Annotated in this window: 20 protein-coding genes and 2 tRNA genes; 15 read left to right on the top strand and 7 right to left on the bottom strand. The window is 33.1% G+C overall.

Annotation, left to right across the window (positions count from 1 at the left end; genetic code table 11):
- Positions 1–160 precede the first annotated feature (160 nt).
- Both clpP and clpX read left to right on the top strand, forming a co-directional pair.
- Positions 161–835, top strand: coding sequence for an ATP-dependent Clp endopeptidase proteolytic subunit ClpP (gene clpP, locus SD960_RS19660; protein ID WP_318805501.1), 675 nt, complete (start codon positions 161–163; stop codon positions 833–835).
- A gap of 187 nt (positions 836–1022) precedes the next feature.
- Positions 1023–2255, top strand: a complete 1233-nt coding sequence (gene clpX / locus SD960_RS19655) for an ATP-dependent Clp protease ATP-binding subunit ClpX (protein ID WP_318805500.1) — start codon at positions 1023–1025, stop codon at positions 2253–2255.
- Positions 2256–2477: 222 nt separating this feature from the next.
- Here the strand turns inward: clpX and SD960_RS19650 are convergent, their stop codons facing one another.
- Positions 2478–3443 carry a GlxA family transcriptional regulator gene (locus SD960_RS19650; RefSeq protein ID WP_318805499.1) on the bottom strand — a complete coding sequence of 322 codons (966 nt, stop codon included), beginning with the start codon at positions 3441–3443 and terminating at the stop codon, positions 2478–2480.
- 131 nt (positions 3444–3574) lie between these two features.
- On the opposite strand from SD960_RS19650, the gene SD960_RS19645 reads away from it, so the two are divergent.
- The 7 genes from SD960_RS19645 to serB all read left to right on the top strand — a co-directional run bounded on the left by SD960_RS19645 (position 3575) and on the right by serB (position 7765).
- On the top strand, positions 3575–3985 hold the full coding sequence (locus SD960_RS19645) for a VOC family protein (RefSeq protein WP_318805498.1): 411 nt from the start codon (positions 3575–3577) through the stop codon (positions 3983–3985).
- Between the two features lie 18 nt (positions 3986–4003).
- The gene (locus SD960_RS19640) at positions 4004–4414 is read left to right on the top strand and encodes an SRPBCC domain-containing protein (protein ID WP_318805497.1); all 411 of its coding nucleotides are present in this window, start codon (positions 4004–4006) and stop codon (positions 4412–4414) included.
- 24 nt (positions 4415–4438) lie between these two features.
- Positions 4439–4843 (top strand): SRPBCC family protein, encoded by a 405-nt coding sequence (locus SD960_RS19635; protein WP_318805495.1) that lies wholly within the window; start codon positions 4439–4441, stop codon positions 4841–4843.
- A gap of 105 nt (positions 4844–4948) precedes the next feature.
- A complete protein-coding gene (locus SD960_RS19630; protein WP_318805494.1) occupies positions 4949–5359 on the top strand; it encodes a VOC family protein in 411 nt (136 codons plus the stop codon).
- 7 nt (positions 5360–5366) lie between these two features.
- Entirely contained in the window at positions 5367–5804 is a 438-nt protein-coding gene (locus tag SD960_RS19625) for an SRPBCC domain-containing protein (RefSeq protein WP_318805493.1), read from the top strand.
- Positions 5805–5862: 58 nt separating this feature from the next.
- On the top strand, positions 5863–6309 hold the full coding sequence (locus tag SD960_RS19620) for a VOC family protein (protein ID WP_318805492.1): 447 nt from the start codon (positions 5863–5865) through the stop codon (positions 6307–6309).
- Between the two features lie 226 nt (positions 6310–6535).
- Complete coding sequence (gene serB / locus SD960_RS19615) at positions 6536–7765, top strand: phosphoserine phosphatase SerB (protein WP_318805491.1); 1230 nt, start codon at positions 6536–6538, stop codon at positions 7763–7765.
- A 128-nt stretch (positions 7766–7893) separates the two neighbouring features.
- Here the strand turns inward: serB and SD960_RS19610 are convergent, their stop codons facing one another.
- Positions 7894–9417: a GH3 auxin-responsive promoter family protein gene (locus SD960_RS19610; RefSeq protein WP_318805490.1), complete on the bottom strand. Its 1524-nt coding sequence runs from the start codon at positions 9415–9417 to the stop codon at positions 7894–7896.
- A gap of 227 nt (positions 9418–9644) precedes the next feature.
- Between SD960_RS19610 and SD960_RS19605 the strand changes: the two genes are divergently transcribed.
- Positions 9645–10439, top strand: a complete 795-nt coding sequence (locus SD960_RS19605) for a DUF2797 domain-containing protein (protein ID WP_318805489.1) — start codon at positions 9645–9647, stop codon at positions 10437–10439.
- Positions 10440–10682: 243 nt separating this feature from the next.
- Positions 10683–11765, top strand: coding sequence for a glycosyltransferase family 9 protein (locus tag SD960_RS19600; protein ID WP_318805488.1), 1083 nt, complete (start codon positions 10683–10685; stop codon positions 11763–11765).
- Between the two features lie 67 nt (positions 11766–11832).
- Here the strand turns inward: SD960_RS19600 and SD960_RS19595 are convergent, their stop codons facing one another.
- The 3 genes from SD960_RS19595 to sppA all read right to left on the bottom strand — a co-directional run bounded on the left by SD960_RS19595 (position 11833) and on the right by sppA (position 17762).
- Positions 11833–14463, bottom strand: coding sequence for an AsmA-like C-terminal region-containing protein (locus tag SD960_RS19595; protein WP_318805487.1), 2631 nt, complete (start codon positions 14461–14463; stop codon positions 11833–11835).
- Between the two features lie 586 nt (positions 14464–15049).
- On the bottom strand, positions 15050–15997 hold the full coding sequence (locus tag SD960_RS19590; RefSeq protein WP_318805485.1) for an alpha/beta hydrolase: 948 nt from the start codon (positions 15995–15997) through the stop codon (positions 15050–15052).
- A 7-nt stretch (positions 15998–16004) separates the two neighbouring features.
- Positions 16005–17762 (bottom strand): signal peptide peptidase SppA, encoded by a 1758-nt coding sequence (gene sppA / locus SD960_RS19585; protein WP_318805483.1) that lies wholly within the window; start codon positions 17760–17762, stop codon positions 16005–16007.
- A 137-nt stretch (positions 17763–17899) separates the two neighbouring features.
- On the opposite strand from sppA, the gene folK reads away from it, so the two are divergent.
- Complete coding sequence (folK, locus tag SD960_RS19580) at positions 17900–19033, top strand: 2-amino-4-hydroxy-6-hydroxymethyldihydropteridine diphosphokinase (protein ID WP_318805482.1); 1134 nt, start codon at positions 17900–17902, stop codon at positions 19031–19033.
- A 75-nt stretch (positions 19034–19108) separates the two neighbouring features.
- Here folK and SD960_RS19575 read toward each other — a convergent pair whose 3' ends face one another.
- A complete protein-coding gene (locus SD960_RS19575; RefSeq protein WP_318805481.1) occupies positions 19109–19651 on the bottom strand; it encodes an RNA methyltransferase in 543 nt (180 codons plus the stop codon).
- Between the two features lie 73 nt (positions 19652–19724).
- Complete coding sequence (locus SD960_RS19570; protein ID WP_318805480.1) at positions 19725–20156, bottom strand: DUF1573 domain-containing protein; 432 nt, start codon at positions 20154–20156, stop codon at positions 19725–19727.
- Between the two features lie 154 nt (positions 20157–20310).
- Between SD960_RS19570 and mutS the strand changes: the two genes are divergently transcribed.
- The 3 genes from mutS (at position 20311) to SD960_RS19555 (ending at position 23238) form a co-directional block, all read left to right on the top strand.
- A complete protein-coding gene (gene mutS / locus SD960_RS19565; RefSeq protein WP_318805479.1) occupies positions 20311–22917 on the top strand; it encodes a DNA mismatch repair protein MutS in 2607 nt (868 codons plus the stop codon).
- A gap of 147 nt (positions 22918–23064) precedes the next feature.
- Positions 23065–23137: transfer RNA gene (locus SD960_RS19560), tRNA-Gly, on the top strand.
- A gap of 15 nt (positions 23138–23152) precedes the next feature.
- Positions 23153–23238 (top strand) — tRNA-Leu (locus SD960_RS19555).
- Positions 23239–23382 lie beyond the last annotated feature (144 nt).

Here is a 23382-nt window from a genome sequence, read left to right as displayed (position 1 = left end):
TCAAGTTTTTTTGTTTCAGGTTTTAGGTTTTCGAACTTCAAAAAACTTGGAACCTGAAACAAAAAATAGGACATATTGACATTCTTTATAAAAGGGTATGACCTTTGTGGGAAATAAAAATATAATACCAAAAATTAAGTAAAACTTATACACATAAAATATGAACTACGGTAAAGAATTTAAAAAATTTGCTACAAAGCACCAGGGAGTAAACGCAATGTACTACGATAAAATCGTAGCGGCAATGAACCCAACAAACATGACTCCATACATTATCGAAGAACGCCAGTTGAATGTTTCTCAATTAGATGTGTTTTCAAGATTAATGATGGACAGAATTATCTTTTTAGGAACGGGTATCGACGATCAAATCGCAAATATCGTTCAGGCGCAATTATTATTTTTAGAAAGTGCCGATGCTTCAAAAGATATTCAAATTTATCTAAATTCTCCAGGAGGAAGCGTTTACGCAGGTTTGGGAATTTATGACACCATGCAATACATCAAACCAGACGTAGCAACAATTTGTACCGGTATGGCAGCTTCAATGGGAGCGGTTTTATTATGTGCAGGAGCTGAAGGAAAACGTTCTGCTCTACCACATTCAAGAGTTATGATTCACCAGCCATCTGGAGGAGCACAAGGTGTTGCAACAGATATGGAAATCAACTTACGTGAAATGTTGAAATTGAAAGATGAATTATACAAAATCATTTCACAGCATTCAGGACAATCTTTTGAAAGAGTACACAAAGACAGTGAGCGTGATTACTGGATGAAAGCTGACGAAGCAAAAGAATACGGAATGATTGATGAAGTATTGAGAAGAGGATAATTTTCTAGTTAAAAATTTGTTTCAAGTTTCAGTTTTCAAGTTAACAAAGCAAACTTGAAACTTGAAACCTGAAACCTTTTTTAAAAACTTGAAACAAAAAAATAAGTTAATAGGTTGCTAAGTTTTTGAGGTTTTAGTGATAAATCTCAAAAACTTAGTAACTTTGCAGCTTAGTAATAAAAAAAGAATGGCTAAAGTAGTATTAGAATGTTCGTTTTGTGGAAGAAAAAAGCCAGAAACCAATTTATTGATTGCAGGTATTAATGCACATATTTGTGATAAGTGTATTGAGCAGGCGCACGGAATTGTAATAGAAGAATTAAAATCAAGTGGAAGTGCAAAACTCGTTGGTGACTTAATATTAAAGAAACCAAAAGAGATCAGAGCTTTCTTAGATCAATATGTTATTGGACAGGATCAGACTAAAAAAGTAATGTCGGTTGCGGTTTACAATCACTACAAACGTTTAATGCAACAGCAATTAGACGACGAAGTAGAAATTGAAAAAAGTAACATCATTATGGTTGGTCAAACCGGAACAGGAAAAACATTGGTAGCAAAAACTATCGCAAAAATGTTAGATGTTCCTTTGGCAATCGTAGATGCGACAGTACTTACAGAAGCAGGTTATGTGGGTGAAGATGTTGAAAGTATTTTGACACGTTTACTTCAAGCCGCTGATTATGATGTAACCAAAGCAGAAAGAGGAATCGTATTTATTGATGAAATTGATAAAATCGCCCGCAAAAGCGATAATCCATCTATAACACGTGACGTTTCTGGAGAAGGAGTTCAACAGGCATTATTGAAATTATTAGAAGGAACAGTTGTAAACGTACCGCCAAAAGGAGGTCGTAAACACCCGGACCAGAAATTTGTTGAGGTAAATACCCAAAACATTCTGTTTATTGCAGGTGGTGCTTTTGATGGTGTAGAACGTATTATTTCTAAACGTTTAAACCGTCAGGCAGTTGGATATTCAACATCCAAAAATGTAGACAATATCGACAAAGACAATTTGTTGCAATACATTATTCCAAAAGATATTAAAGATTTTGGTTTGATTCCGGAAATTATTGGTCGTTTGCCAGTATTGACACACATGGATCCTTTAGACAGAGAAACATTGCGTGCCATTCTGACTCAGCCAAAAAATGCCTTAATCAAACAATATCAAAAATTGTTTATGATGGACGAAGTAGAATTCAGTATTACTGATGAAGCTTTGGATTTTATTGTTGATAAAGCTTTAGAATATAAATTAGGGGCTCGTGGATTGCGTTCATTATGCGAAGCAATTCTAACAGATGCTATGTACGAATTGCCAAGTTCAGACGATAAAGTTTTGACAATTGATAAAGATTATGCAGAACATACTTTAAGTAAAAATTTATTGAAGAGAATGGAAATTGCTTCGTAAATTCTAAATACAGCTGTCAAAGTTTTAAATTTTGACAAAGATTAATATCAAACCTGTTCATTTATTTGAGCAGGTTTTTTTTTTAAAATTATAAAAGCAAACACGAATTTCACGAATTTGCACAAATTTCAATGGTTAATTTATTTTGTAAAATTAATTACACGAATGAATTAGTTTCAATTCGTGAAATTCGTGTTTAAAATTTTCTGCTCCTGAAAAAAATTACTGAACCCTAAACTTCTCACGATATTCGATTGGTTTCATTCCCACCATTTTATAGAATACCTTTCTAAAAGCTTTTGGATCGTTGTAACCTGTTTTTTCGATGATTTCAGAAATTGAAAGCTGTGTTTGTTCCAGATATTTCTTAGAACTTTCAACCCGTATATTTTGTAAATATTCAATTGGCGGAATTCCGGTTACTTGTTTAAATCGGCGTGTCATGTTTCTGGCGCTTGTTGGAATATCTTTGGTTATTTCTTCCAGTTTTTCAATAGAATGATATTGGCTTTCTATTTTTTGCTGTAACATCGCAACCAAACTGTCATTATGTAAATGATTGGGTCTGAAGGTGCTAAAATAGCTTTGTTTGTATCGGTTTAAATCAATAGAGAAAATCTTGGCGATTTGCACCGCAATTTCATTTCCGCAATATTTCTGAACCAAAAGAATCAATAAATGAAAAGTTGAGGTCGAACCTCCGCTTGTATATAAACTTCCATCGGCCGTTAAGGTTTCTTCCGATTTTAATTTTACCATTGGAAAAGCCTTCGTAAAAGCACTACAGGCATCAACATGTGTTGTTGCGAGTTTTTCGTTAAGTAAACCCGAAGCCGCAAACAAAAAAGCACCCGTACAAAAACTGGCCAATTCAGCTCCAGCCTGATGCTGTTTTTGCAGCCATGGAATAAACTTTCTGTTCTTTGCGATCATCTCACTCATATCATCGGTAGTAAAAGCCGGAATTAAAATAAGGTCTAAAAGCTTATCAGAATCTTCGATTGAATTTACTTCATAACCAAATAAAAACTTTTCTTTGATTTGTTCTGCCGATTGAAAAACCATAATTTCAAAAGGCTTTTCAGAACCTTTGTATAATTTATTAGCAGTTTCAAAAACTTCTAAAATGGCTGCTATACTTAATAATTTATAGTAGTGAGGTACTATTAAAGCTGTTTTCTTAGTCATGGTATTTTCATTTATGCTTATTACAAAAATAGAAAAATTGTCTTAAATGACCCTAAAGATGACTTTTTTTGTAATGTAAGCCTTGTTATTTAACTTTAAATTTGTTTTGATAATTTGTAATTTTATATATCATGGCAACAAAAATTTTCATAAATCTTCCGGTAAAAGATTTAAATCGTTCAATATCATTTTTTACAGAGTTGGGTTTTTCGTTCAATCCAATGTTTACAAATGAAAAAGGAACTTGCTTAATTATTGGCGAAAATATAAATGCAATGCTTTTAGTTGAAGAGTTTTATGCAACATTTACCAATAAAGAAATTTGCAATGCAGAGACAACAAGCGAAGTTATTATTGCTGTATCTTTTGAAACTCGCGAAAAAGTAGATCAAATAATGGAAAAAGCTATTCAATCAGGAGGAACTGAATATGTGGAAACAAAGGATTATGGGTGGATGTACCAACGCACTTTCCTGGATATAGACGGGCATCATTGGGAAGTTTTCTGTATGGATGAAAGTAAAATACCGAGCGAAGTATAAAATTAAAAGTCTATAATAATGATACAAGTTCAAAATACAATAAATGCCCCAATAGAAAAAGTTTGGGATCTGTGGACATTGCCAGAACATATTATGAATTGGAATAATGCTTCTGCACACTGGCATACACCATATGTAGAAAATGATTTGAAAGCAGGCGGGAAATTCAAATTTACAATGGCTCTTAAAGATGGAAGCGATGGGTTTGATTTTGAAGGAGTTTATACAAATGTCCAGAAGTTTTCAGTAATAGAGTACAAACTTTTTGATAACAGAACGGCAAATGTTCACTTTGAAAATAATGGTGACCATGTAAAACTTACCGAAACATTTGAGCCCACAACAGAAGATTCAGCAGCTATGGAAGAACAGTTTTGTACTGCAATTATTCAAAATTTTAAAAAGTACGTTGAAGATTTTAAAGAGTAAATCAATTAATAAATTATAAAAATAATGATAACAGTAAAAAGTACAATAAACGAATCAATAGACAAAGTTTGGGAATTCTGGACATTACCTGAACACATTACAAAATGGAGTTTTGCCTCACCGGATTGGCACACGCCTTATGCAGAAAATGATTTGAGAGAAGGCGGGAAATTTAAATCGACGATGGCCGCAAAAGACGGCAGTATGAGTTTTGATTTTGAAGGCGAATATACTTTGGTAGAAAAAAATAAAGCCATTGAATATATAATGGCTGATGGAAGAAAGGTTGAAATTAATTTTGCATCAACTTCAAACGGAGTAGAAGTAACGGAAAGTTTTGATCCCGAAACACAAAATCCCGAAGAAATGCAACGTGGCGGCTGGCAGGCAATTTTAGATAATTTTAAAAGTTATGTAGAAACTAATTAGGTTCAAAGGTTCAAAGAGGCAAAGGTTCAAAGTTTTAACATATGAAAAAAAAACTTTGTGACTTCGTGACTTTGTGGCAAAAACATTTAATAAAAAAACAAAAAGATGGCGAAACAAATTTGGCTGAATTTGCCGGTAAAAGAGGTGGCAAAATCAAAAGCTTTTTTCTCAAAAATAGGTTTCTCTTTTAATGAAAAACACGATACGTCAAGCTCAACCTGTATGATTGTAGGCGAAGGGAAATTTGCAGTAATGCTTTTTGAAGAATCTTTGTTTGCCAGTTTTTCTCAAAATAAGCTGACAGATACAAAATCAAGTTCAGAAGTTTTGATTTCGATTGACGCAGAAAGCAAAGAAGAAGTTGATGAATTCACAGAAAAAGTAAAAGAAGCCGGTGGAACCGTTTTTAGCAAGCCTGCAGAAAGCCAAGGCTGGATGTATGGCAGTGCTTTTGCAGATTTAGATGGTCACCGCTGGAATATCTTATATATGGATTTTAGTAAAATGCCTAAATAAATTAGATATGGAAACATTAGAATTTAAAATCAGAATTAAAGCTCCGGTAGAAACCGTTTGGGCTGTTTTATGGAACGAAGAAACCTATAAAAAATGGACAGGAGCTTTTTGCGAAGGCTCGTATGCAGTAAGTGATTGGAAAGAAGGTGATAAAATTCATTTTATGTCTCCAAACGGAGAAGGAATGAATAGTATTATCGAAAAGAAAATTCCAAATGAATATATGGCTTTCAAACATATAGGAGAAATTAAAGACTTTAAAGAATTACCTATTGATGAAGAAACTAAAAAATGGACCGGCGCAATGGAAACGTATCGTTTAACGCAAGATGACGAATTTACAGATTTGGTAGCTCAGGTTGACGTAGTAGAAAAATATATCGATTATTTTAAAGAAGCTTTTCCGAAAGGATTAGAAACAGTAAAAGAGCTTTCTGAAAAATAGAACAAAGAAAATAGAACAAAGAAAATAGATTATAATAACAAAAAAAAACAAAAATATCATGGCAACATCAGTAAACCCTTATTTAATATTTAATGGAAATTGTGAAGAAGCATTTCTATTTTATAAATCAGTTTTTGGAGGTGAATTTCCGTATATCGGAAAATTTAAAGATATGCCGGCTGCCGAAGACGGAGGCTGTGCAGAATTTTCAGAAAAAGATGCTAACAGAATAATGCACGTTTCTTTGCCAATTGGAAATACCATTTTAATGGGAAGCGACAGTAACGAACAATCAGGAGATGTAACATTTGGAGGAAACTTTTCAGTTTCAATCAATGTAGAAAGCCAAGAAGAAGCAGACAGAATCTTCAACGGACTTTCAGCAGGCGGAAACGTTTTTATGCCTATGGATAATACTTTCTGGGGTTCTTATTTCGGAATGTTCACAGATAAATTCGGCATAGGCTGGATGGTAAATTTCGATGTAAACGAACCAAATAAATAAGTAGTTTTTCCGCCACGAATTCGTGAGATTTTATTCAAATAAAATTCTAAAAATGATTCTTGAATTCGTGGCGGAAAAAACATTGCAATTAACTTTTGTTAAATGTTAAATTACTTAAAACTTACCTATTGATTTGTGTTTTTTCTCTACAAAAAAACAAAGAATATACTTTTTTATCATAAATAGATTGCCGATTTTTGTCGCTTCGAAAATCAATAAGCATAAAATGGCAACAGAAGACAAAGAAATTATTTTACTTAAAGTTTCAGGGCATGACAAACCGGGTGTAACAGCCGGATTAACATCAGTATTAGCTGCTTACGATGCTATTATCCTTGACATAGGCCAGGCGGATATTCACGATACATTGTCTTTAGGAATTTTATTCGAAATAGAAGCAGGCTCAAGTTCTGGTCCGGTGCTTAAAGATTTGCTTTTTAAAGCTTACGAATTAGAAGTTAAGGTAAAATTCATTCCTATTTCTGTAGATGATTACGAAACCTGGGTTAAATCTCAATCCAAACAACGCTACATTATAAATGTTTTGGGCGAAAAACTAACTGCTACACAACTTGCAGCGGTTACCAAAATATTATCAGATCAAAATTTAAATATTGATTCCATTATAAGATTAACTGGAAGAACTTCTGTTGTTGAAAAAGAAGAATATCCGCGTTCCTGCATACAATTATCTGTAACCGGCGAAATAGTAAACAAGATTGAAATGACAGCCAATTTTATGGCCATTTCAAGAACTTTAGATGTCGATATTTCTTTTCAGGAAGATAATATTTACAGAAGAAACCGCCGTTTGGTTTGTTTTGATATGGATTCGACTTTAATCCAGGCTGAAGTTATAGACGAATTGGCAGAACTAAACGGAGTGGGCGCACAAGTAAAAGCGATCACAGAATCTGCGATGAATGGAGAAATCGATTTTAACGAAAGTTTCAAACAACGAATGGCTTTGTTAGAAGGTTTAAGTGAAGACGTTTTGCAAAAAGTAGCCGAGAATCTGCCAATAACAAAAGGAGCACACCGTTTAATGAAAGCCTTAAAATATTACGGTTACAAAACCGCAATTTTATCCGGAGGATTCACTTATTTCGGAGAATACCTGCAAAAAGAATTAGGCATTGATTACGTTCACGCCAATCAATTAGAAATAAAAGACGGAAAATTAACCGGAAAATATATAGGTGATATTGTAGACGGTTTAAAAAAAGCCGAATACCTGACAGCGATTGCAGCTAAAGAAGGAATTCATATCAACCAAACAATTGCAGTAGGAGATGGAGCAAACGATTTACCAATGATCAATTTAGCAGGTCTTGGAATCGCTTTTCACGCCAAACCAAAAGTAAAAGAAAGCGCCTCAAATTCAATTTCAAGTTTAGGTCTTGATGGTGTTTTATATCTTTTAGGATATCACGACCGTTATATCGATATGATGTAATCGATCTTTGTGTCCTTGCGAGGAACGAAGCAATCTCACTTGCTAAATCAACTAATGTTAATAATAGTGAGATTGCTTCGTTCCTCGCAAAGACAAGCGAGTTCAATAATTCGTGAAAATTCATGAAATTAGTGTTTAAGCACGCACATCTCTTTCAACTGCTCCAGATAATCTCTCTCATTCGAAAGTCTCGGAATTTTATGTTGCCCTCCAAGTTTGTCTCTTTCTTTAAGCCAATCGTAGAATAAGTTTTCACGTGCTACATTAATCACCAAAGGATTCAGCGTCATATTGTTGTAGCGTTTGGCTTCGTAATCAGAATTTAAAGTCTGTAAAGTTTCATCAAGCACTTTTTGGAAAAGTCCCACATCAGCCGGTTTTTTCTTGAATTCGATCATCCATTCGTGAGCGCCTTTTTCTTTGTCCTGCATAAAAATAGGGGCAACGGTATAATCGATAACTTCGGTTTGGGTAATCTGACAGGCTTTGGCAATGGCCTGATCTGTATTTTCGACCATTAATTCTTCGCCAAAAACATTAATATGATGTTTTGTTCTTCCTGTAACTCTAATGCGGTACGGATTTAATGAAGTAAAACGAACTGTATCACCAATTAAATAACGCCATAAACCTGAATTGGTCGTAATAACGAGTGCGTAATTTTTATTCAGTTCAACATCGGCCAAACAAATAACTTTTTGGTTTGAAGTCCCAAAAGTATCCATCGGAATAAATTCGTAGAAAATGCCGTAATCCAGCATCAGCAATAAATCGTTGGAATTATTTAGATCCTGAATCGCGAAAAAGCCTTCAGAAGCATTGTATATTTCGTAATATTTAAAATCCTTGCTAGGCAGGATTTTTTTGTATTGTTCTTTGTATGGAGAAAAACTCACGCCGCCATGAAAATAAACCTCAAGATTTGGCCAGATTTCCAATAGACTTTCCTTACCGGTATTCTCCAAAACTTTATTCATTAAAACCAGCATCCACGACGGAACTCCGGCAAAACTGGTCACATTTTCAACTTTGGTTTCATTTATAATAGCAGCGATTTTAGATTCCCATTCGCTCATCAACGAAGTTTTATTACTTGGCGTACTGCTAAATTCAGCCCAAATTGGCATGTTTTCAATTAATATTGCAGATAAATCTCCAAAATAAGTATTGTTGTTTTCGTAAATCTGTGAACTTCCGCCTAAACGAAGACTTTTTCCCAAAAACAATTCAGAATCTTCATTATTATTCAAATAAAGGCAAAGCAAATCTTTACTTCCTTTATAATGACAATCTTCGAGAGCTTCGTTACTTACGGGAATAAATTTGCTTTTCGCATTGGTTGTTCCGCTTGATTTTGCAAACCATTTGATAGGAGTTTCCCAAAAAACGCCTTGTTCGCCCTGACGTGTACGTTCAATCAAAGGTTGTAATTCCTCATAGCTCGCAATCGGCACTCTTTCTGCAAAAGTTTGATAAGAGCTGATTGAAGCAAAATCATATTGTTTTCCTACAACGGTATTTTCAGATGCCATTAATAAATTGTGCAACAGTTCTTCCTGAACTTCATTAGGATATTTTAGAAAGAGTTCTATTTGGTGAATTCTTTGTTTTAGAACCCAGGAGGCGAACGAGTTGATAATTGATAAGGGCATGAGAAATTTTAGATTTTAGATTTTAGATTTCTGATTTTATACTTTTTGTAAAAACTCAAAATATAAGATTTGAAATATCACCAGACAAACATTAACTTTGTCGTTGTATCAAAAATACTGTTTTTTTGTAATAAAAACATTCTATTTTTTACTAAAAAAGAATTTTAAAATTAAAATTCTGCGTTTGAGAAGCAATCTAAAATCTAAAATCAACAATCTAAAATATAATGACATATCAAGGCGTACTTACAAAAATGCAAACAGAAATCGGAAATCCAATTCAGTATTATTTGGTTTTTGAAGATAGCTTTCTCAATATGAATCAATTATTAGATAAAGAAATTGAAATTAATTTTGCAGGTTTTCAATGTTTGAATTGCTGTAAAAAGAAAAAGATATTCAGACAAGGTTTTTGTTATGATTGTTTTTACTCCAGCCCTGCCGTAGGAGATTGGATTATGAGACCGGAATTAAGTACAGCGCATTTAGGAATTGCAGATCGGGATTTAGAATACGAACAAAAAGTACAATTGCAGCCTCATGTTGTGTATTTGGCTGTGGCAAGCGAAATAAAAGTGGGTGTAACACGAAAAACACAAGTCCCAACCAGATGGATTGATCAGGGAGCCAGCCAGGCAATTGCCGTTGTTGAGGTTCCTAACAGATATTTGGCCGGAATTACCGAAGTTGCTTTAAAAAGTCATTATACCGATAAAACCAATTGGAGAAAAATGCTTCAAAATCCAACTGCGGTTTTTGATTTGATTGCCGAAAAAGTAAAAATTGAAGAGTTGATTCCTGCTGAAGCACGAGACTATTTTTACGCTCAAAAGAATGATTTAATCGAATTAAATTATCCTGTTTTAAATTATCCTGCAAAAGTAACAAGCTTAAATTTAGACAAAACACCTTCTTTTCAAGGAAAACTTATTGGGATAAAAGGGCAATATTTAATTTTTGAAGACGGTAATGTTTTTAACATCCGTGGTTCCGAAGGATACGTCGTGACAATCGACGTATAGGTCGATTGTTTTTGGCTATTCGTCTGATTCATTTGGTTTTACATAAAAGTTTTGTAATTTTAAATTATATTTTAATAAGATATCAAGTGTGAAAAATGATACATTTGATTACAATTTTGTAATAATTGCTTATTGAAAGAAATTACTTTTAGAAAAAAAAAGAGACTAGATTTGAAGTAATTCAAGTTAACAGGTTCTTTTTAAAATTAAAGTAAATTTTATAATTTTTAAATTATTTAATAAATGGGTGTTTTAAACAAAATTAATGTTTTCAGAAGAGGCTTAATGCGCAATCTGACGAAGAACATTGGAAAACCAAAAAGTGAATCAGGAATAATTTTAGTGGATAAAACTGAAATTAAAAGAGTCTTAATTTGTAGACCAAATGCAAGATTAGGAAATCTGTTATTGATCTCACCACTTGTTAAAGAAGTTGCTGAAACATTTCCAAATTGTAAAATTGATTTATTTGTTAAAGGACCACTTGCACCCATTATTTTTGAAAATTATGATGTTGTTTACAAAACAATTCATTTACCCAAAAAACCTTTTAAAAACTTATTAGAATATATAAAAGTTTGGATTTCGATAAGAAAACAGCCTTACGATATGGCAATAAATGTCGATCAAAATTCTTCATCAGGCCGTTTGGCTGTACGTTTTTCTAAAGCAAAATATAAATTCTATGGCGATTTAGAAAATGATCGTCAGCAAACGAAATCTGATTATGAGCATATTGCAAAATACCCTGTTTATAATTTCAGACACTATTTAACAAAATTGGGATTAAAAGAAAGCAATAAAATAGTGGAGCCTATAGATCTTAAATTAACTTCTTTTGAGTTGTCCGAGGGCAAAAAGATATTAAGCACATTAAATAGCAATAATTCTAAAAAAACGATTTGCATATTTACATTTGCGACAGGAACAAAATGTTTGTCTGAAGATTGGTGGGAGAATTTTTATGCTTCACTAAAAGAGCAATATACGGATTACAATATTATTGAAATATTACCAATCGAAAATGTATCCCAAATAGCTTTTAAAGCGCCAACTTTTTATAGTAAGGATATCAGAGAAATTGGTTCGCTAATAGCCAATACCGAAATATTTATAGGAGCAGATAGCGGAATGATGCATTTAGCAAGCTCAGTTCAAACACCAACTGTGGGATTGTTTTCAGTTTCAAACCTTAAAAAATATAAGCCTTACGATAATTGCAGCATTGGAGTTGAGGTTGAAAATTGTTCAAAAAATGATTATTTTAAAATAGTAAATGGTATACTGAATAATGGTAGATTAAAAACATATTCAAGAGCTGTTTAAGTTTTAAAATATACAACATAAAAAAGGCCAATCATTACGATTGGCCTTTCTCTTTTATTTGAAATCCTTATTTTTTCTTTTTAAATAAACCATTTAGTAAGTCACTGGCTTTTTTGGTAGCTTCCTGAGTATTTTTTTCTTTCTCAGTTGCTGCGGCTTGCGTAGTATCTTTTGCTTTTGTGTTTTTATTAATCAAATCAGAAAGTGCTGATGCTCCTTTTTGAGTTAATTTCTCTTTTTGCTGATTAGCAACCTGAGATGCTAAACTGCTAACAGCGCTTTTCATATCTGTTGATACTTTTGGATTTGAGAAATTACCTGTAACCAATGCATTGATCGGAATGTTATCCAGTTTTGCAGCATCTGCAGGAGACAATTTAGCAAGGAATGCACTTGCTTCAGTTCCTAAATATTTAGCAGGAACATCTAATTTTAAGTTGTAATTCATTGTTTGATCAAAACCGTGTGTTCCACCAACTGTCACTTTAATATCTTGATATTTAATATCAAATGGTTTTACGTTAACTTTTCCATCATCAAAAGTCAAAGCCATTTTTACATCATTAAGATTTAGCTTACTCATATCAAGAAACTTAATGTTTGATGTCAATGAATTCAATACAGTCGAATTTTTAGCATTAACCGAAGTCGAAAGCAATTGACCTATTAAATCTCCCGAAAGTGATTTCAAATCCGGAGTCAATTCATTTGCATCAAGATTTCCGTTTAATTTGATAGTCGAATTTAATTTTCCATTGATGATTCCTGCCAAAGGAGCAATTTTTTTCATCATGTCTAATTGTGTAAAAGTCTGAGCAATATCAACCTGATTGAAACCTAAATTCATATCAAATGTTGGTACTTTTGCTTTTGTCGAAACAGCTCCGGTTAAACCAATTGTTCCTCCAAAAATTGAAGTTTTAAAGTTCTCTAAAAGTGCTTTTTCATCTTTGATAATCAACTTTCCTGAAACATCTTTTAATTTTAAATTGTCATACAAAACAGTATTTGCTTTTGCATTTAATGTACAGTTTAAAAACGCAGGAATCTTCATTGCTTCAGCAGGTTTTGCCGGTGTAGTTTTTGTTTCAGTTTCTGTTCCGCCTGTAGTTGCTGGTTTAGCAGGTTCTCCGGAAGTCATGAAATCATCAACAGCCAATTGATTCGAGCTCATGTTGAAATTTCCTTTTAGCTCTTGTTTTTTAAACATAAAACCATAGAAATTTTCTAAAACTCCATTAATGCTAATATCACTTTTTCCTGTAGTAGCATCAAATTTTTTCAGATTGATTGTACTTGTATTGAATTCAACCAAAGCGGTACTGATATTCATCGATTTATTGTTTTCATCAGTATATTTAAATCCTGATAAACTCATAGTTCCGGCATTTTTGATGTTTTGATACTGACTTTTTTCTACAGAAGCCATATCGAATTCTGTTGTAACATCAGCTTTTAAAATACCCGCCAAAGGTTTATCCAATTTTACAGGATATGCTTTTGAAAGGTTGGCTAAATTAACAGTTCCTTTCAATGCCGCTTTTACCAACGGATTCACAGTTATGTTTCTCACATTTGCTTTAGCGCTAAAAACATCCTGATCAATTCTAAACGAAAGTTTATCCAGATTAACGTAAGTATCATTCAAAATACCCGTTTCGTTGATGATTTTAGTATCAATTACAATATTCTGAACTGATTTTGGCAGATTCGGATATTGAAAAGAAGAATTGTTAGAAGCTATGGCAATATTGAATTTTGGTACAGTTGTATCTGTTAATTCTCCTTTTGCAAAACCAACAACAGTAAAGTCTCCGGTAGTTTTAACGCCTTCTAAACTTGAAGAATAAGCCGAAGGAATTAAGCCCAGGAAGTTAGTAAACGACGAAGTTGGCGTTTTAAATTTCAAATCATAAATCTGACCTTTTTCTACCATCTGAATAAATCCGTCAAATTCTAAAGGCAATTGATTAATTAAAGCTTTGTTTTCTTTAAATGTATATTTGCTTTTTTCTAAATCAATTCCTAAAACAGCATCCAAAGTCAGTTTTACATTTTTCATGTAATTCATCTTATCCATATCCAAAGAAACTTTGGCGGTAGATTTTGTTGTTAAATCAAGCTTAGAATTGGTAAAGTCTCCCGTTCCTTCGTGATTTAAACTGTCGATTACCATTTTTATTTTAGAACCCTGATCAATATATCTAAAAGTGAAATTCTCGATTTTGTAGTTCTGAATCTTTAAAGAAAGCGGTTTGCTGGCTTCATCTGTTTTTGTTTCGTCTTTTTTATCTTTTAAAGCGATATCAAAGTTTCCAACACCATCTTTATTAAAAATGATATTGATTAAACCATTCGTAGAACTGATTCCCTCAATGCTCATAGGTTCATCTTTTCCTTTAAAAAGTTCTTTGATACTCATCTTTAAGTTCAATTCTCCTAACGAAACCAAAGTATCGCCTTCAAAAGGAGCTTTGTTGATGATAACCAGTTTCTCGATTCCAACAGTAGCATTTGGAAAGTTTTTAAACAAGCTTAAATCAGCGTCAGCAAAACTCACTTTTGCATCTACACTTTCATTAATTGCTTCTGTAATTTTTGTTTTGATCTGATCCTTAAAAAGATAAGGAATTGCAAATAGTGCGGCAATGATGACCACAAAAACAATCGCGGTGATTTTTAAAATTTTCTTTAACATAATTAATTATAGATTTGAGGTTTTAGGGTTCTTAATTTATACATATTATTCTTGCAAAAATAAACTTTTAATGTAAAATATATTTCAAATTTATCATAAAAAACAATAGCCTGCCTTAATCGAATTTCGATTATGGGCAAGCTATCAAAAAAAAATAAATTATTCTTAAATATTTTTAAAACTTTATGATATGTATTCTGATTTATCTGATCTTGTAATTTTTTGCTAAAATAATCGGTACAGCCCGGAAAAGCTGTTAAGCAGAAATTAACTTTGAGTTAATTAAAACAGGATTTAGTGTTATGTATGCTAAGAAATTGTTTTGATAAAAATAAAAAAGTCCGCTTGAGAATTCAAACGGACTTTAATTATTATATTTTTCAACCTGTTAGGAGTTATGCGTAAATATTTTAATTAAACACATAGAAACATAGATTTTATGTTTTTGAAAAAAAAGGAAGTCAAAAGAAACTTGTTTCTCACACATAGCTATGTTTGTTAATGCAAGTGAAAACGTCTTTTTTGAGTTCAATAATTCTATGTTTCTATGCGTTAAAAATTATTACACCCAAACAATTGGTTTTAATTATTTTTGAATGAAAGAAACAATTTTATTCAACATTTCTTCTGAAATAGGTAAGGTTTCGTTGGTATAACTTGCAAAATTAGCTTGTTGGTCACCTTCGATAATTTTCATGATATGATTCATTTTATCAATTATCAAAAGTTCTGAATTTTTATTGGCCTGCGATAAATTTTCTGCATCTTTTACTGTTACTTGCAAATCCTTATTTCCCTGCAGGATTAAAATAGGTACATTTAATTTTTTAATTTCTACCGAAGGATCGTATTTAAACCACGAAATTATATAAGGCTGAATGCTTGGTCTGAAAAGTGAATTTAGCATGGGATCAACCTTTTTTACTTTATTTCCGTTTTTCAGACTATCAATAATCGGAAAGGTCATTTCTTCAATTTGCTTGTTTGATTTAGATGCAATTTGCGTTTTGATAAGTTTGTCTGCAGATTCTCCAGAGCCTGCAATAGAAATAAATTTATCTGCTTTTGCGCCGGCAATGATTCCAATTAAGGAACCTTCGCTATGTCCAATGATAGTTAATTTTGAGAAACGTTTGTCTTGCTTTAATAAATTAATCCAGCTTTTTACATCTTCGGTATAATGTTCAAATACCAAACTTGATTCAGGGCCGGCAGCTGCTTTGCTTTCGCCAATTCCGCGTTTATCAAATCGTAATGATGCAATTCCGTTTTTTGCCAGCGCTTCTGCCAGCATTTTTAAGGAATTGTTTTTCATCATTGGATTATTTCCGTTTCTGTCCGTTGGTCCCGAACCTGAAATAATTAAGGCAACAGGACATTTTTTAGTTAAATCCGGTGTGATTAAAGTTCCGTAAATCTCATCTTTATTGATTTTTAAAACAAGATTACTTTCCTTAAATTTTGTTTCACTTTTGCTTTGGGCATTCATGAAATTTACAAAAACAACAAATAAAACGGCGATTATTTTTTTCATTGTTGCATTATTTAATGTTTAATCCAAAAGGCATCATTGCCTGAACGCCTTTTTGTTTTTGAAGTCTTTTTACCTGTTCGATCAGCATATAGTTTTCGGCACCAATTTCTTCTTTTATAAAAGCTTCTTTAGATTTTGCAAAAGGCAAACCAGATAATACATCGTTGAATGTTTTTTCGTATTCAGGATAGTTTTGTGTGCTGTATGATTTTGTTTTGGAAATTCTTGCAGCTTCAGCAATAGCGTCATCCAAACCACCGATTTTATCTATTAAGCCAATTTTTATTGCCTGAGATCCAGACCATACTCTTCCTTGTGCAATAGAATCTACCTGTGCAAAAGTCATTTTTCGGCCTTGCGCTACATGCGTTACAAAAGTGTTGTAAATTTTTTCTACTCCTTCTAATGTAAAAGCTTTAAACTTTTCATCAACAGGAACAAACGGGCTGTAATTTGCTGAGTTTTCGTGTGTTTTTACCTGCTCAGTATTAATCCCGAGTTTATTGGCCAACGGGCTAAAATTTGGCAGAATTCCGAAAACTCCAATAGAACCCGTAATAGTATTTTTTTCTGCAAAAATTTTATTGGCATTACAAGCAATGTAGTAACCACCAGAAGCCGCATAATTACCCATAGAAACTACAACAGGTTTTACTTTTTTAGTAATTTCAATTTCTCTCCAAATCAAATCAGAAGTCAAAGCGCTTCCGCCCGGACTGTCAATTCGAAGCACGATTGCTTTTACATCTTCATCTTTGCGCGCTTCCTGCAAAGAACGACGCATTGCGCCTTCGCCAATTACATTTACATCGCCTTCGCCGCTTTCAATTTCTCCCTGAGCATAAATAATAGCAATTTGATCACTTGATGTATTGGTTAAGGCAGTTGTGATATTGTTTTGTGTATAATCTAAAATCGAAATTTTGTTATAATCGTCGTCTCCGGTTACTTTCAATTGTTTTTTAATCGCATTATGATATACATCTTCATATGCTACAATATCGACTAGATTTTCTTTTTTTGCCATTTCTGGTGTTCTGGCCAATAAACCGTTTGCAATTTCATTTAATTTGACAACAGGAATATTTCGGCTTTTCGAAATATCTTCAGAAACATTTGTCCAGATAGAATTTAAAAGCGCAGTTATTTGTTCTCTGTTGGCGTCGCTCATTTTGTTTTCTAAAAACGGCTCAACGGCACTTTTGTATTTTCCGTGACGAATTACTTCCATATGAATACCCGATTTATCCTGAAAATCCTTAAAAAACATCACTTCAGACGAAAGTCCTTTAAAATCAAGATCTCCTGCAGGATTCAAATAAATAGTATTGGCAACAGAGTTTAAATAATATTCTTTTTGAGAAAATGAATTGGCATAAGCCCAAACAAATTTTCCTGATTTTTTAAAGCTTTCCAATGCATTTCGTAAATCTTTATATTGAGCCAGTCCTAAGGAAGATTCATCATTTAAAATAGAAATTCCTTTAATGTTGTCGTCTGTTTTTGCAGCCTCAATTGCATTGATTACGTCGCTTAAACCAACTTCCTTTTTATCAGAGAAAACCGTTACCCAGGGATCTTTATATTTTCCGGCGTAGTCATTGTCGATTTTTTTCAAATCTAATTCTATAACAGAATCAGCTTTGACTGAAACGGTGTCTTCTCCTCCAAAAATAGCACCAATAAGAATTACTCCAAAAAAGAATAACATGATAAAAACAAAAATACCAATTACAGTGGCAATTACATTTCCTAGAAATTTCATAAAATATATTTTTTAATATGTAGCAAAAAAGAGTAAGAAGTTACAAATTTTAATGCACAAATTCACAATTAAATTCGGAACCTGTTACACAAATATATTGTTAATTCTAAAATAGATTTAGTTAATTTGCATTAATTATGAAATCACAGCATCAGGTCGTTTTATCTATAGGCAGTAATCAGGGAAACAGATTGGCAAACATCGAAAGTTGTATTGCGTTAATACATCAGGAAGTGGGAACCGTAATCGAGGTTTCAAAACTATATGAAACACCCGCATGGGGATTTGAAAGTGATGCTTTTTACAATTGTGCCTTGCTTTTACACAGTAACTTATCGGCGCAAAAGATATTAAATCAGGTTTTAAAAGTCGAAAAACAATTAGGCAGAATCCGTTCAAATCAGGAAGGATATCAGTCGAGAATTATTGATATTGATTTGATTGTTTTTGATAACGAAATTATCGAATCTGAAAAACTTACCATTCCGCATCCTTTAATGCAAAACCGAAATTTTGTATTACTGCCCATGCGCGATTTAAAATTAGACTGGAAACATCCTGTTTTTCATAAAACCATAAATGAATTAATTGCAAGTACTCCCGATGACAGCTCTTGTGTTGTGGTTCAGGATTTGAAAAGTCCTTTACAGGAAATTCCATTAGAGAATTATAATTATATCGCTTTTGAAGGAAATATCGGCGCAGGAAAAACAACTTTGGTACACAAAATTGCAGAAGATTTTAATGCTAAAACAGTTTTAGAGCGTTTTGCAGATAATCCGTTTTTACCTAAATTTTATAAAGATCAAAACAGATACGCTTTTCCGCTCGAAATGTCTTTTTTAGCCGACAGATATCAGCAATTATCAGATGATTTGGCGCAATTTGATTTATTCAAAGATTTTATCGTAGCCGATTATCATATTTTTAAATCATTGATTTTTGCTAAAATTACCTTGCAGGAAGATGAATATCGCTTGTACCGAAATTTATTCGATATTATTTACAAAGAAATGCCAAAACCGGATTTGTACATTTATTTGTACCAAAACACCGGACGTCTATTGGAAAATATCAAAAAAAGAGGAAGAAATTACGAGCAAAATATAGAAGCAGAATATCTGGATAAAATCAATAACGGATATCTGGAATACATCAAATCTCAAACTGATTTGAATGTTTTAATTATCGATGTCTCTAATCGTGATTTTGTAAAAAACCACGAAGATTACCTTTTTATTTTAAACGAAATTCAGAAGAAATTGAATTAATATGCCAATTTGGGAATTAGATAATTAAATGATGAAGGTTTTATGCATAAATTATCTAATTGACAAATTTTCTCATTATCTAATTGTGCCCCAGTTTAATTTTTGAAATAAATCCCAAACAACAATTCCTGCACTTACAGAAATATTTAAGGAATGTTTGGTGCCTAACTGCGGAATTTCGATACAACCATCGCAAATAGCAACTGCTTCCTGAGCAACACCGTAAACTTCATTACCAAAAATTAAAGCATATTTCTGATTTTTCTCCACTTTAAAATCCTGAAGAAAAATAGCGCTTTCAACTTGTTCGATAGCAAGAGTCAGAACATTTTCTTTTTTTAGATTTTCAATTACTTCCAAAACATTTTCATGATGCTCCCAAGTTACAGTTTCGGTTGCGCCAAGAGCGGTTTTATGAATTTCTTTATTTGGAGGAGTTGCTGTAATACCGCACAAAATTATTTTTTCGATCAAAAAAGCATCGGCGGTTCTAAATACAGAACCAATATTGTGCAAGCTGCGAATATCATCCAAAACTAAAATTAAAGGGGTTTTGTCTGATTTTTTAAAATCTTCGATAGATTTACGTTCTAGCTCACTATTTTCAAGTTTTCTCATTGTGTTGAATTCTGGTCATAAAAAAAGCTTCCAAAGATAAGGAAGCTTTTTCGATTTTTTTATTGTTTTCAGATTAGCTTTTTACTGGATCTGGTAAAACAGTACCTTTAATTGTAAGTACTTTTGTTGGTTGTCCTTCAGCATTAGAAGTAACAGTTACAGTTTTTGTAAAAGCACCAACTCTGTCAGTAGCATATTTAACACCAATAATACCTTTAGCACCCGGAGCAATTGGCTCTTTTGGTGTAGTTGGTACAGTACAACCACAAGATCCTTGTGTATTTGTAATGATTAATGGTTTAGTTCCATTGTTTACGAAAACAAACTCACGTTTTCCATCAGCATTGTGAGCGATAGTTCCGTAATCAATAGTTTCAGTTTCAAAAGCCATTCCGGCTCCTTCAATTTTAGCAACTTTTGCAGCTTTAGCTTTCTTAGTAGTTTGAGCGTTAGAAGCAGTAATTCCAACTACAGCCAACATAACGAATAAAATTATTTTTTTCATCTTTTAAGAGTCTTTTTAATTATGACAAATCTAGATAAAATTCTTATATATGAACTTAAAATATTCTTAAAATATTTTAATTTTTATTGCTCTTCTATATTCCTTCAAAATATTATAAATTCGCTGTCTTAATTTTCATTTAAAAAACAATAATTTGGCAACGAAAGAGAAAGTGGTGAAAGAAACACCTTTGATGAAACAGTACAACGAAATCAAGAGAAAATATCCTGATGCATGTCTGCTTTTCAGAGTAGGAGATTTTTATGAAACCTTTGGAGAAGACGCCATCAGAGCTTCTAAAATTCTTGGAATTACATTGACCAAAAGAGGGGCAGGTTCTGAAACTGAAACAGCTTTGGCCGGTTTTCCCCATCATTCTATAAATACCTATTTGCCAAAATTGGTAAAAGCCGGACTTCGTGTTGCTATCTGCGATCAGCTTGAAGATCCTAAAATGACTAAAACTATTGTGAAGCGTGGTGTTACAGAATTGGTAACTCCTGGAGTTTCTTTGAATGATGAAGTTTTACAGTCTAAATCAAATAACTTTTTAGCATCTGTTTATTTTGCTAATAAAAGTATCGGAATTTCGTTTCTGGATGTTTCGACCGGAGAGTTTTTAACTGCTCAGGGAAATGCCGAATATATAGATAAATTATTGCAGAATTTTAACCCAAGTGAGGTTTTGGTTCCAAAGAATAATAAAGGTGATTTTAAGGATGCTTTTGGAGAAGATTTTCATAGTTTTTATCTGGAAGACTGGATTTATAAAGAAGATTATGCTTTAGAAACCCTTACAAAACATTTTCAAACCGTTTCCTTAAAAGGTTTTGGTGTTGAAGAGTTAAAGGAAGGTGTTATCGCGTCTGGAGCGATTCTGTATTATTTGTCTGAAACACAACATAATCGTGTGCAGCACATTACGGCAATTCAGCGTATTGCCGAAGATGCCTATGTTTGGATGGACCGTTTTACCATTAGAAATTTAGAATTATATCACAGTTACAACCCAAATGCAGTAACGCTTTTGGATGTAATTGACAGAACACTTTCGCCAATGGGAGGGCGCTTGTTAAAACGCTGGCTGGCTCTTCCGTTAAAAGACAGTAACAAAATAAAAGGGCGTCATGATGTGGTTTCTTACCTGAAATCAAACAATGAAGTTTTACATAATATTCAATACCAAATCAAGCAAATTTCAGATTTAGAACGTTTGATTTCTAAAATCGCTGCGGGGAAAGTTTCTCCGCGTGAAATTGTTTATTTAAAAGAATCACTGGATGCTATCATTCCCATAAAAACTTTAGCGCTTCAAAGTCCGCAAGAAGCAGTGAAAGTTATTGGAGATAGTTTACATGCCTGTGATCTGTTAAGAGAAAAAATAAAAACAACCTTAAATCAGGATGCGCCGGTTGCGATTGCAAAAGGAAATGCGATTGCAAAAGGAATTAGTGAGGAATTAGATGAATTGCGTGCTATTTCTACTTCGGGAAAAGAATTTTTAGAAGGAATTGAAAAAAGAGAATCAGAAAGAACCGGAATTTCATCTTTGAAAATATCATTCAATAATGTTTTTGGTTATTATATAGAAGTTCGAAACACACATAAAGATAAAGTTCCGGAAGAATGGATTCGCAAACAGACTTTGGTAAATGCGGAGCGTTATATTACCGAAGAATTAAAAGAATACGAAACAAAGATTTTGGGTGCTGAAGAAAAAATCTATAAGATAGAATCTGATCTTTTCGAACAATTAGTAGCCTGGATTGCAACGTATATCAAACCGGTTCAAATGAATGCCAATTTAGTGGCACAGCTAGACTGTTTATGTTCTTTTACACAATTGGCTGTCGAAAACAAATACGTGTGTCCTGAAATTGATGAAACTTTCGAACTTGAAATTAAAAACGGAAGACATCCTGTTATCGAAAAACAATTGCCTGTTGGAACTCCTTATATCGCTAATGATGTTTATTTAGATAGGGAAACCCAGCAGATTATTATGATTACGGGTCCGAATATGTCTGGTAAATCGGCCATATTACGACAAACAGCCTTGATTGTATTATTGGCTCAAATGGGAAGTTTTGTTCCTGCGGATAGCGTAAGAATGGGAATTGTAGATAAAATATTTACCAGAGTAGGAGCGTCGGATAATATTTCGATGGGAGAATCTACTTTTATGGTCGAGATGAACGAAACGGCTTCGATCTTGAATAATATCTCAGACCGTAGTTTGGTTTTATTAGATGAAATTGGAAGAGGAACCAGTACCTATGACGGAATTTCGATTGCCTGGGCTATTGCCGAATTTCTGCACGAACATCCATCAAAAGCCAAAACTTTGTTTGCAACACATTATCATGAATTAAATGAAATGACAGAATCGCTGCCAAGAATCCAAAATTATAATGTTGCGGTAAAAGAGTTAAAAGATACAGTTCTGTTTATTCGTAAACTCGTAAAAGGCGGAAGTGCACATAGTTTTGGAATTCATGTTGCAAAGATGGCCGGAATGCCGCAGCTGGTAATTTTGAAAGCTCAAAAGCTATTGAAAAAGTTAGAAAAAAATCATTCCAGCGATGCCTTAAACGGAATCAAATCTGCGAATGATGAAATGCAAATGAGTTTCTTTAATTTAGATGATCCTTTATTGGAAGAAATAAAACAAGAGATCATGAGTCTTGATATAAATGCAATCACGCCCGTTGAAGCATTAATGAAGCTTAATGAAATTAAAAGAATGTTGGTTGGAAAATAATCAGATTTAAAGTTTAGGTTATCAGAAAGTTATAAAATAAGTGTAATTTTTTTTCAAAAAACGCTTGTGTAATTGAATAAATGTCCTAAATTTGCACTCGCAATACGAAACAAGTTGAGTATTGTAGTTCTTACAAGAATTTGAAACGCGAAAATAGCTCAGTTGGTAGAGCGCGACCTTGCCAAGGTCGAGGTCGCGGGTTCGAGCCCCGTTTTTCGCTCAAAAACCATATAATGCTCGGATGGTGAAATTGGTAGACACGCTGGACTTAAAATCCAGTGAACAGCAATGTTCGTGCGGGTTCAAGTCCCGCTCTGAGTACTAAAGCCTCTTCTTTTGAAGAGGCTTTTTTTATTGTGTAAAGTCAAAGTTTGAAAATGATAAATTTACGCAGTAAATTTATCTAAGGTTCTAAGGTTCTAAGGTTCTAAGGTTCTAAGGTTCTAAGGTTCTAAGGTTCTAAGG

It is taken from the genome of Flavobacterium sp. MMLR14_040, from assembly GCF_033657265.1.
Lineage (GTDB): Bacteria > Bacteroidota > Bacteroidia > Flavobacteriales > Flavobacteriaceae > Flavobacterium.
This window is presented reverse-complemented; position numbering and strand designations above follow the sequence as displayed.

What these genes read in the sequence shown, in the direction of transcription:
- clpP (WP_318805501.1), top strand. Translation starts at nt 161, where the DNA reads ATGAACTACGGTAAAGAATTTAAAAAATTTGCTACAAAGCACCAGGGA.
- clpX (WP_318805500.1), top strand. Translation starts at nt 1,023, where the DNA reads ATGGCTAAAGTAGTATTAGAATGTTCGTTTTGTGGAAGAAAAAAGCCA.
- SD960_RS19650 (WP_318805499.1), bottom strand. Translation starts at nt 3,443, where the DNA reads ATGACTAAGAAAACAGCTTTAATAGTACCTCACTACTATAAATTATTA.
- SD960_RS19645 (WP_318805498.1), top strand. Translation starts at nt 3,575, where the DNA reads ATGGCAACAAAAATTTTCATAAATCTTCCGGTAAAAGATTTAAATCGT.
- SD960_RS19640 (WP_318805497.1), top strand. Translation starts at nt 4,004, where the DNA reads ATGATACAAGTTCAAAATACAATAAATGCCCCAATAGAAAAAGTTTGG.
- SD960_RS19635 (WP_318805495.1), top strand. Translation starts at nt 4,439, where the DNA reads ATGATAACAGTAAAAAGTACAATAAACGAATCAATAGACAAAGTTTGG.
- SD960_RS19630 (WP_318805494.1), top strand. Translation starts at nt 4,949, where the DNA reads ATGGCGAAACAAATTTGGCTGAATTTGCCGGTAAAAGAGGTGGCAAAA.
- SD960_RS19625 (WP_318805493.1), top strand. Translation starts at nt 5,367, where the DNA reads ATGGAAACATTAGAATTTAAAATCAGAATTAAAGCTCCGGTAGAAACC.
- SD960_RS19620 (WP_318805492.1), top strand. Translation starts at nt 5,863, where the DNA reads ATGGCAACATCAGTAAACCCTTATTTAATATTTAATGGAAATTGTGAA.
- serB (WP_318805491.1), top strand. Translation starts at nt 6,536, where the DNA reads ATGGCAACAGAAGACAAAGAAATTATTTTACTTAAAGTTTCAGGGCAT.
- SD960_RS19610 (WP_318805490.1), bottom strand. Translation starts at nt 9,417, where the DNA reads ATGCCCTTATCAATTATCAACTCGTTCGCCTCCTGGGTTCTAAAACAA.
- SD960_RS19605 (WP_318805489.1), top strand. Translation starts at nt 9,645, where the DNA reads ATGACATATCAAGGCGTACTTACAAAAATGCAAACAGAAATCGGAAAT.
- SD960_RS19600 (WP_318805488.1), top strand. Translation starts at nt 10,683, where the DNA reads ATGGGTGTTTTAAACAAAATTAATGTTTTCAGAAGAGGCTTAATGCGC.
- SD960_RS19595 (WP_318805487.1), bottom strand. Translation starts at nt 14,463, where the DNA reads ATGTTAAAGAAAATTTTAAAAATCACCGCGATTGTTTTTGTGGTCATC.
- SD960_RS19590 (WP_318805485.1), bottom strand. Translation starts at nt 15,997, where the DNA reads ATGAAAAAAATAATCGCCGTTTTATTTGTTGTTTTTGTAAATTTCATG.
- sppA (WP_318805483.1), bottom strand. Translation starts at nt 17,762, where the DNA reads ATGAAATTTCTAGGAAATGTAATTGCCACTGTAATTGGTATTTTTGTT.
- folK (WP_318805482.1), top strand. Translation starts at nt 17,900, where the DNA reads ATGAAATCACAGCATCAGGTCGTTTTATCTATAGGCAGTAATCAGGGA.
- SD960_RS19575 (WP_318805481.1), bottom strand. Translation starts at nt 19,651, where the DNA reads ATGAGAAAACTTGAAAATAGTGAGCTAGAACGTAAATCTATCGAAGAT.
- SD960_RS19570 (WP_318805480.1), bottom strand. Translation starts at nt 20,156, where the DNA reads ATGAAAAAAATAATTTTATTCGTTATGTTGGCTGTAGTTGGAATTACT.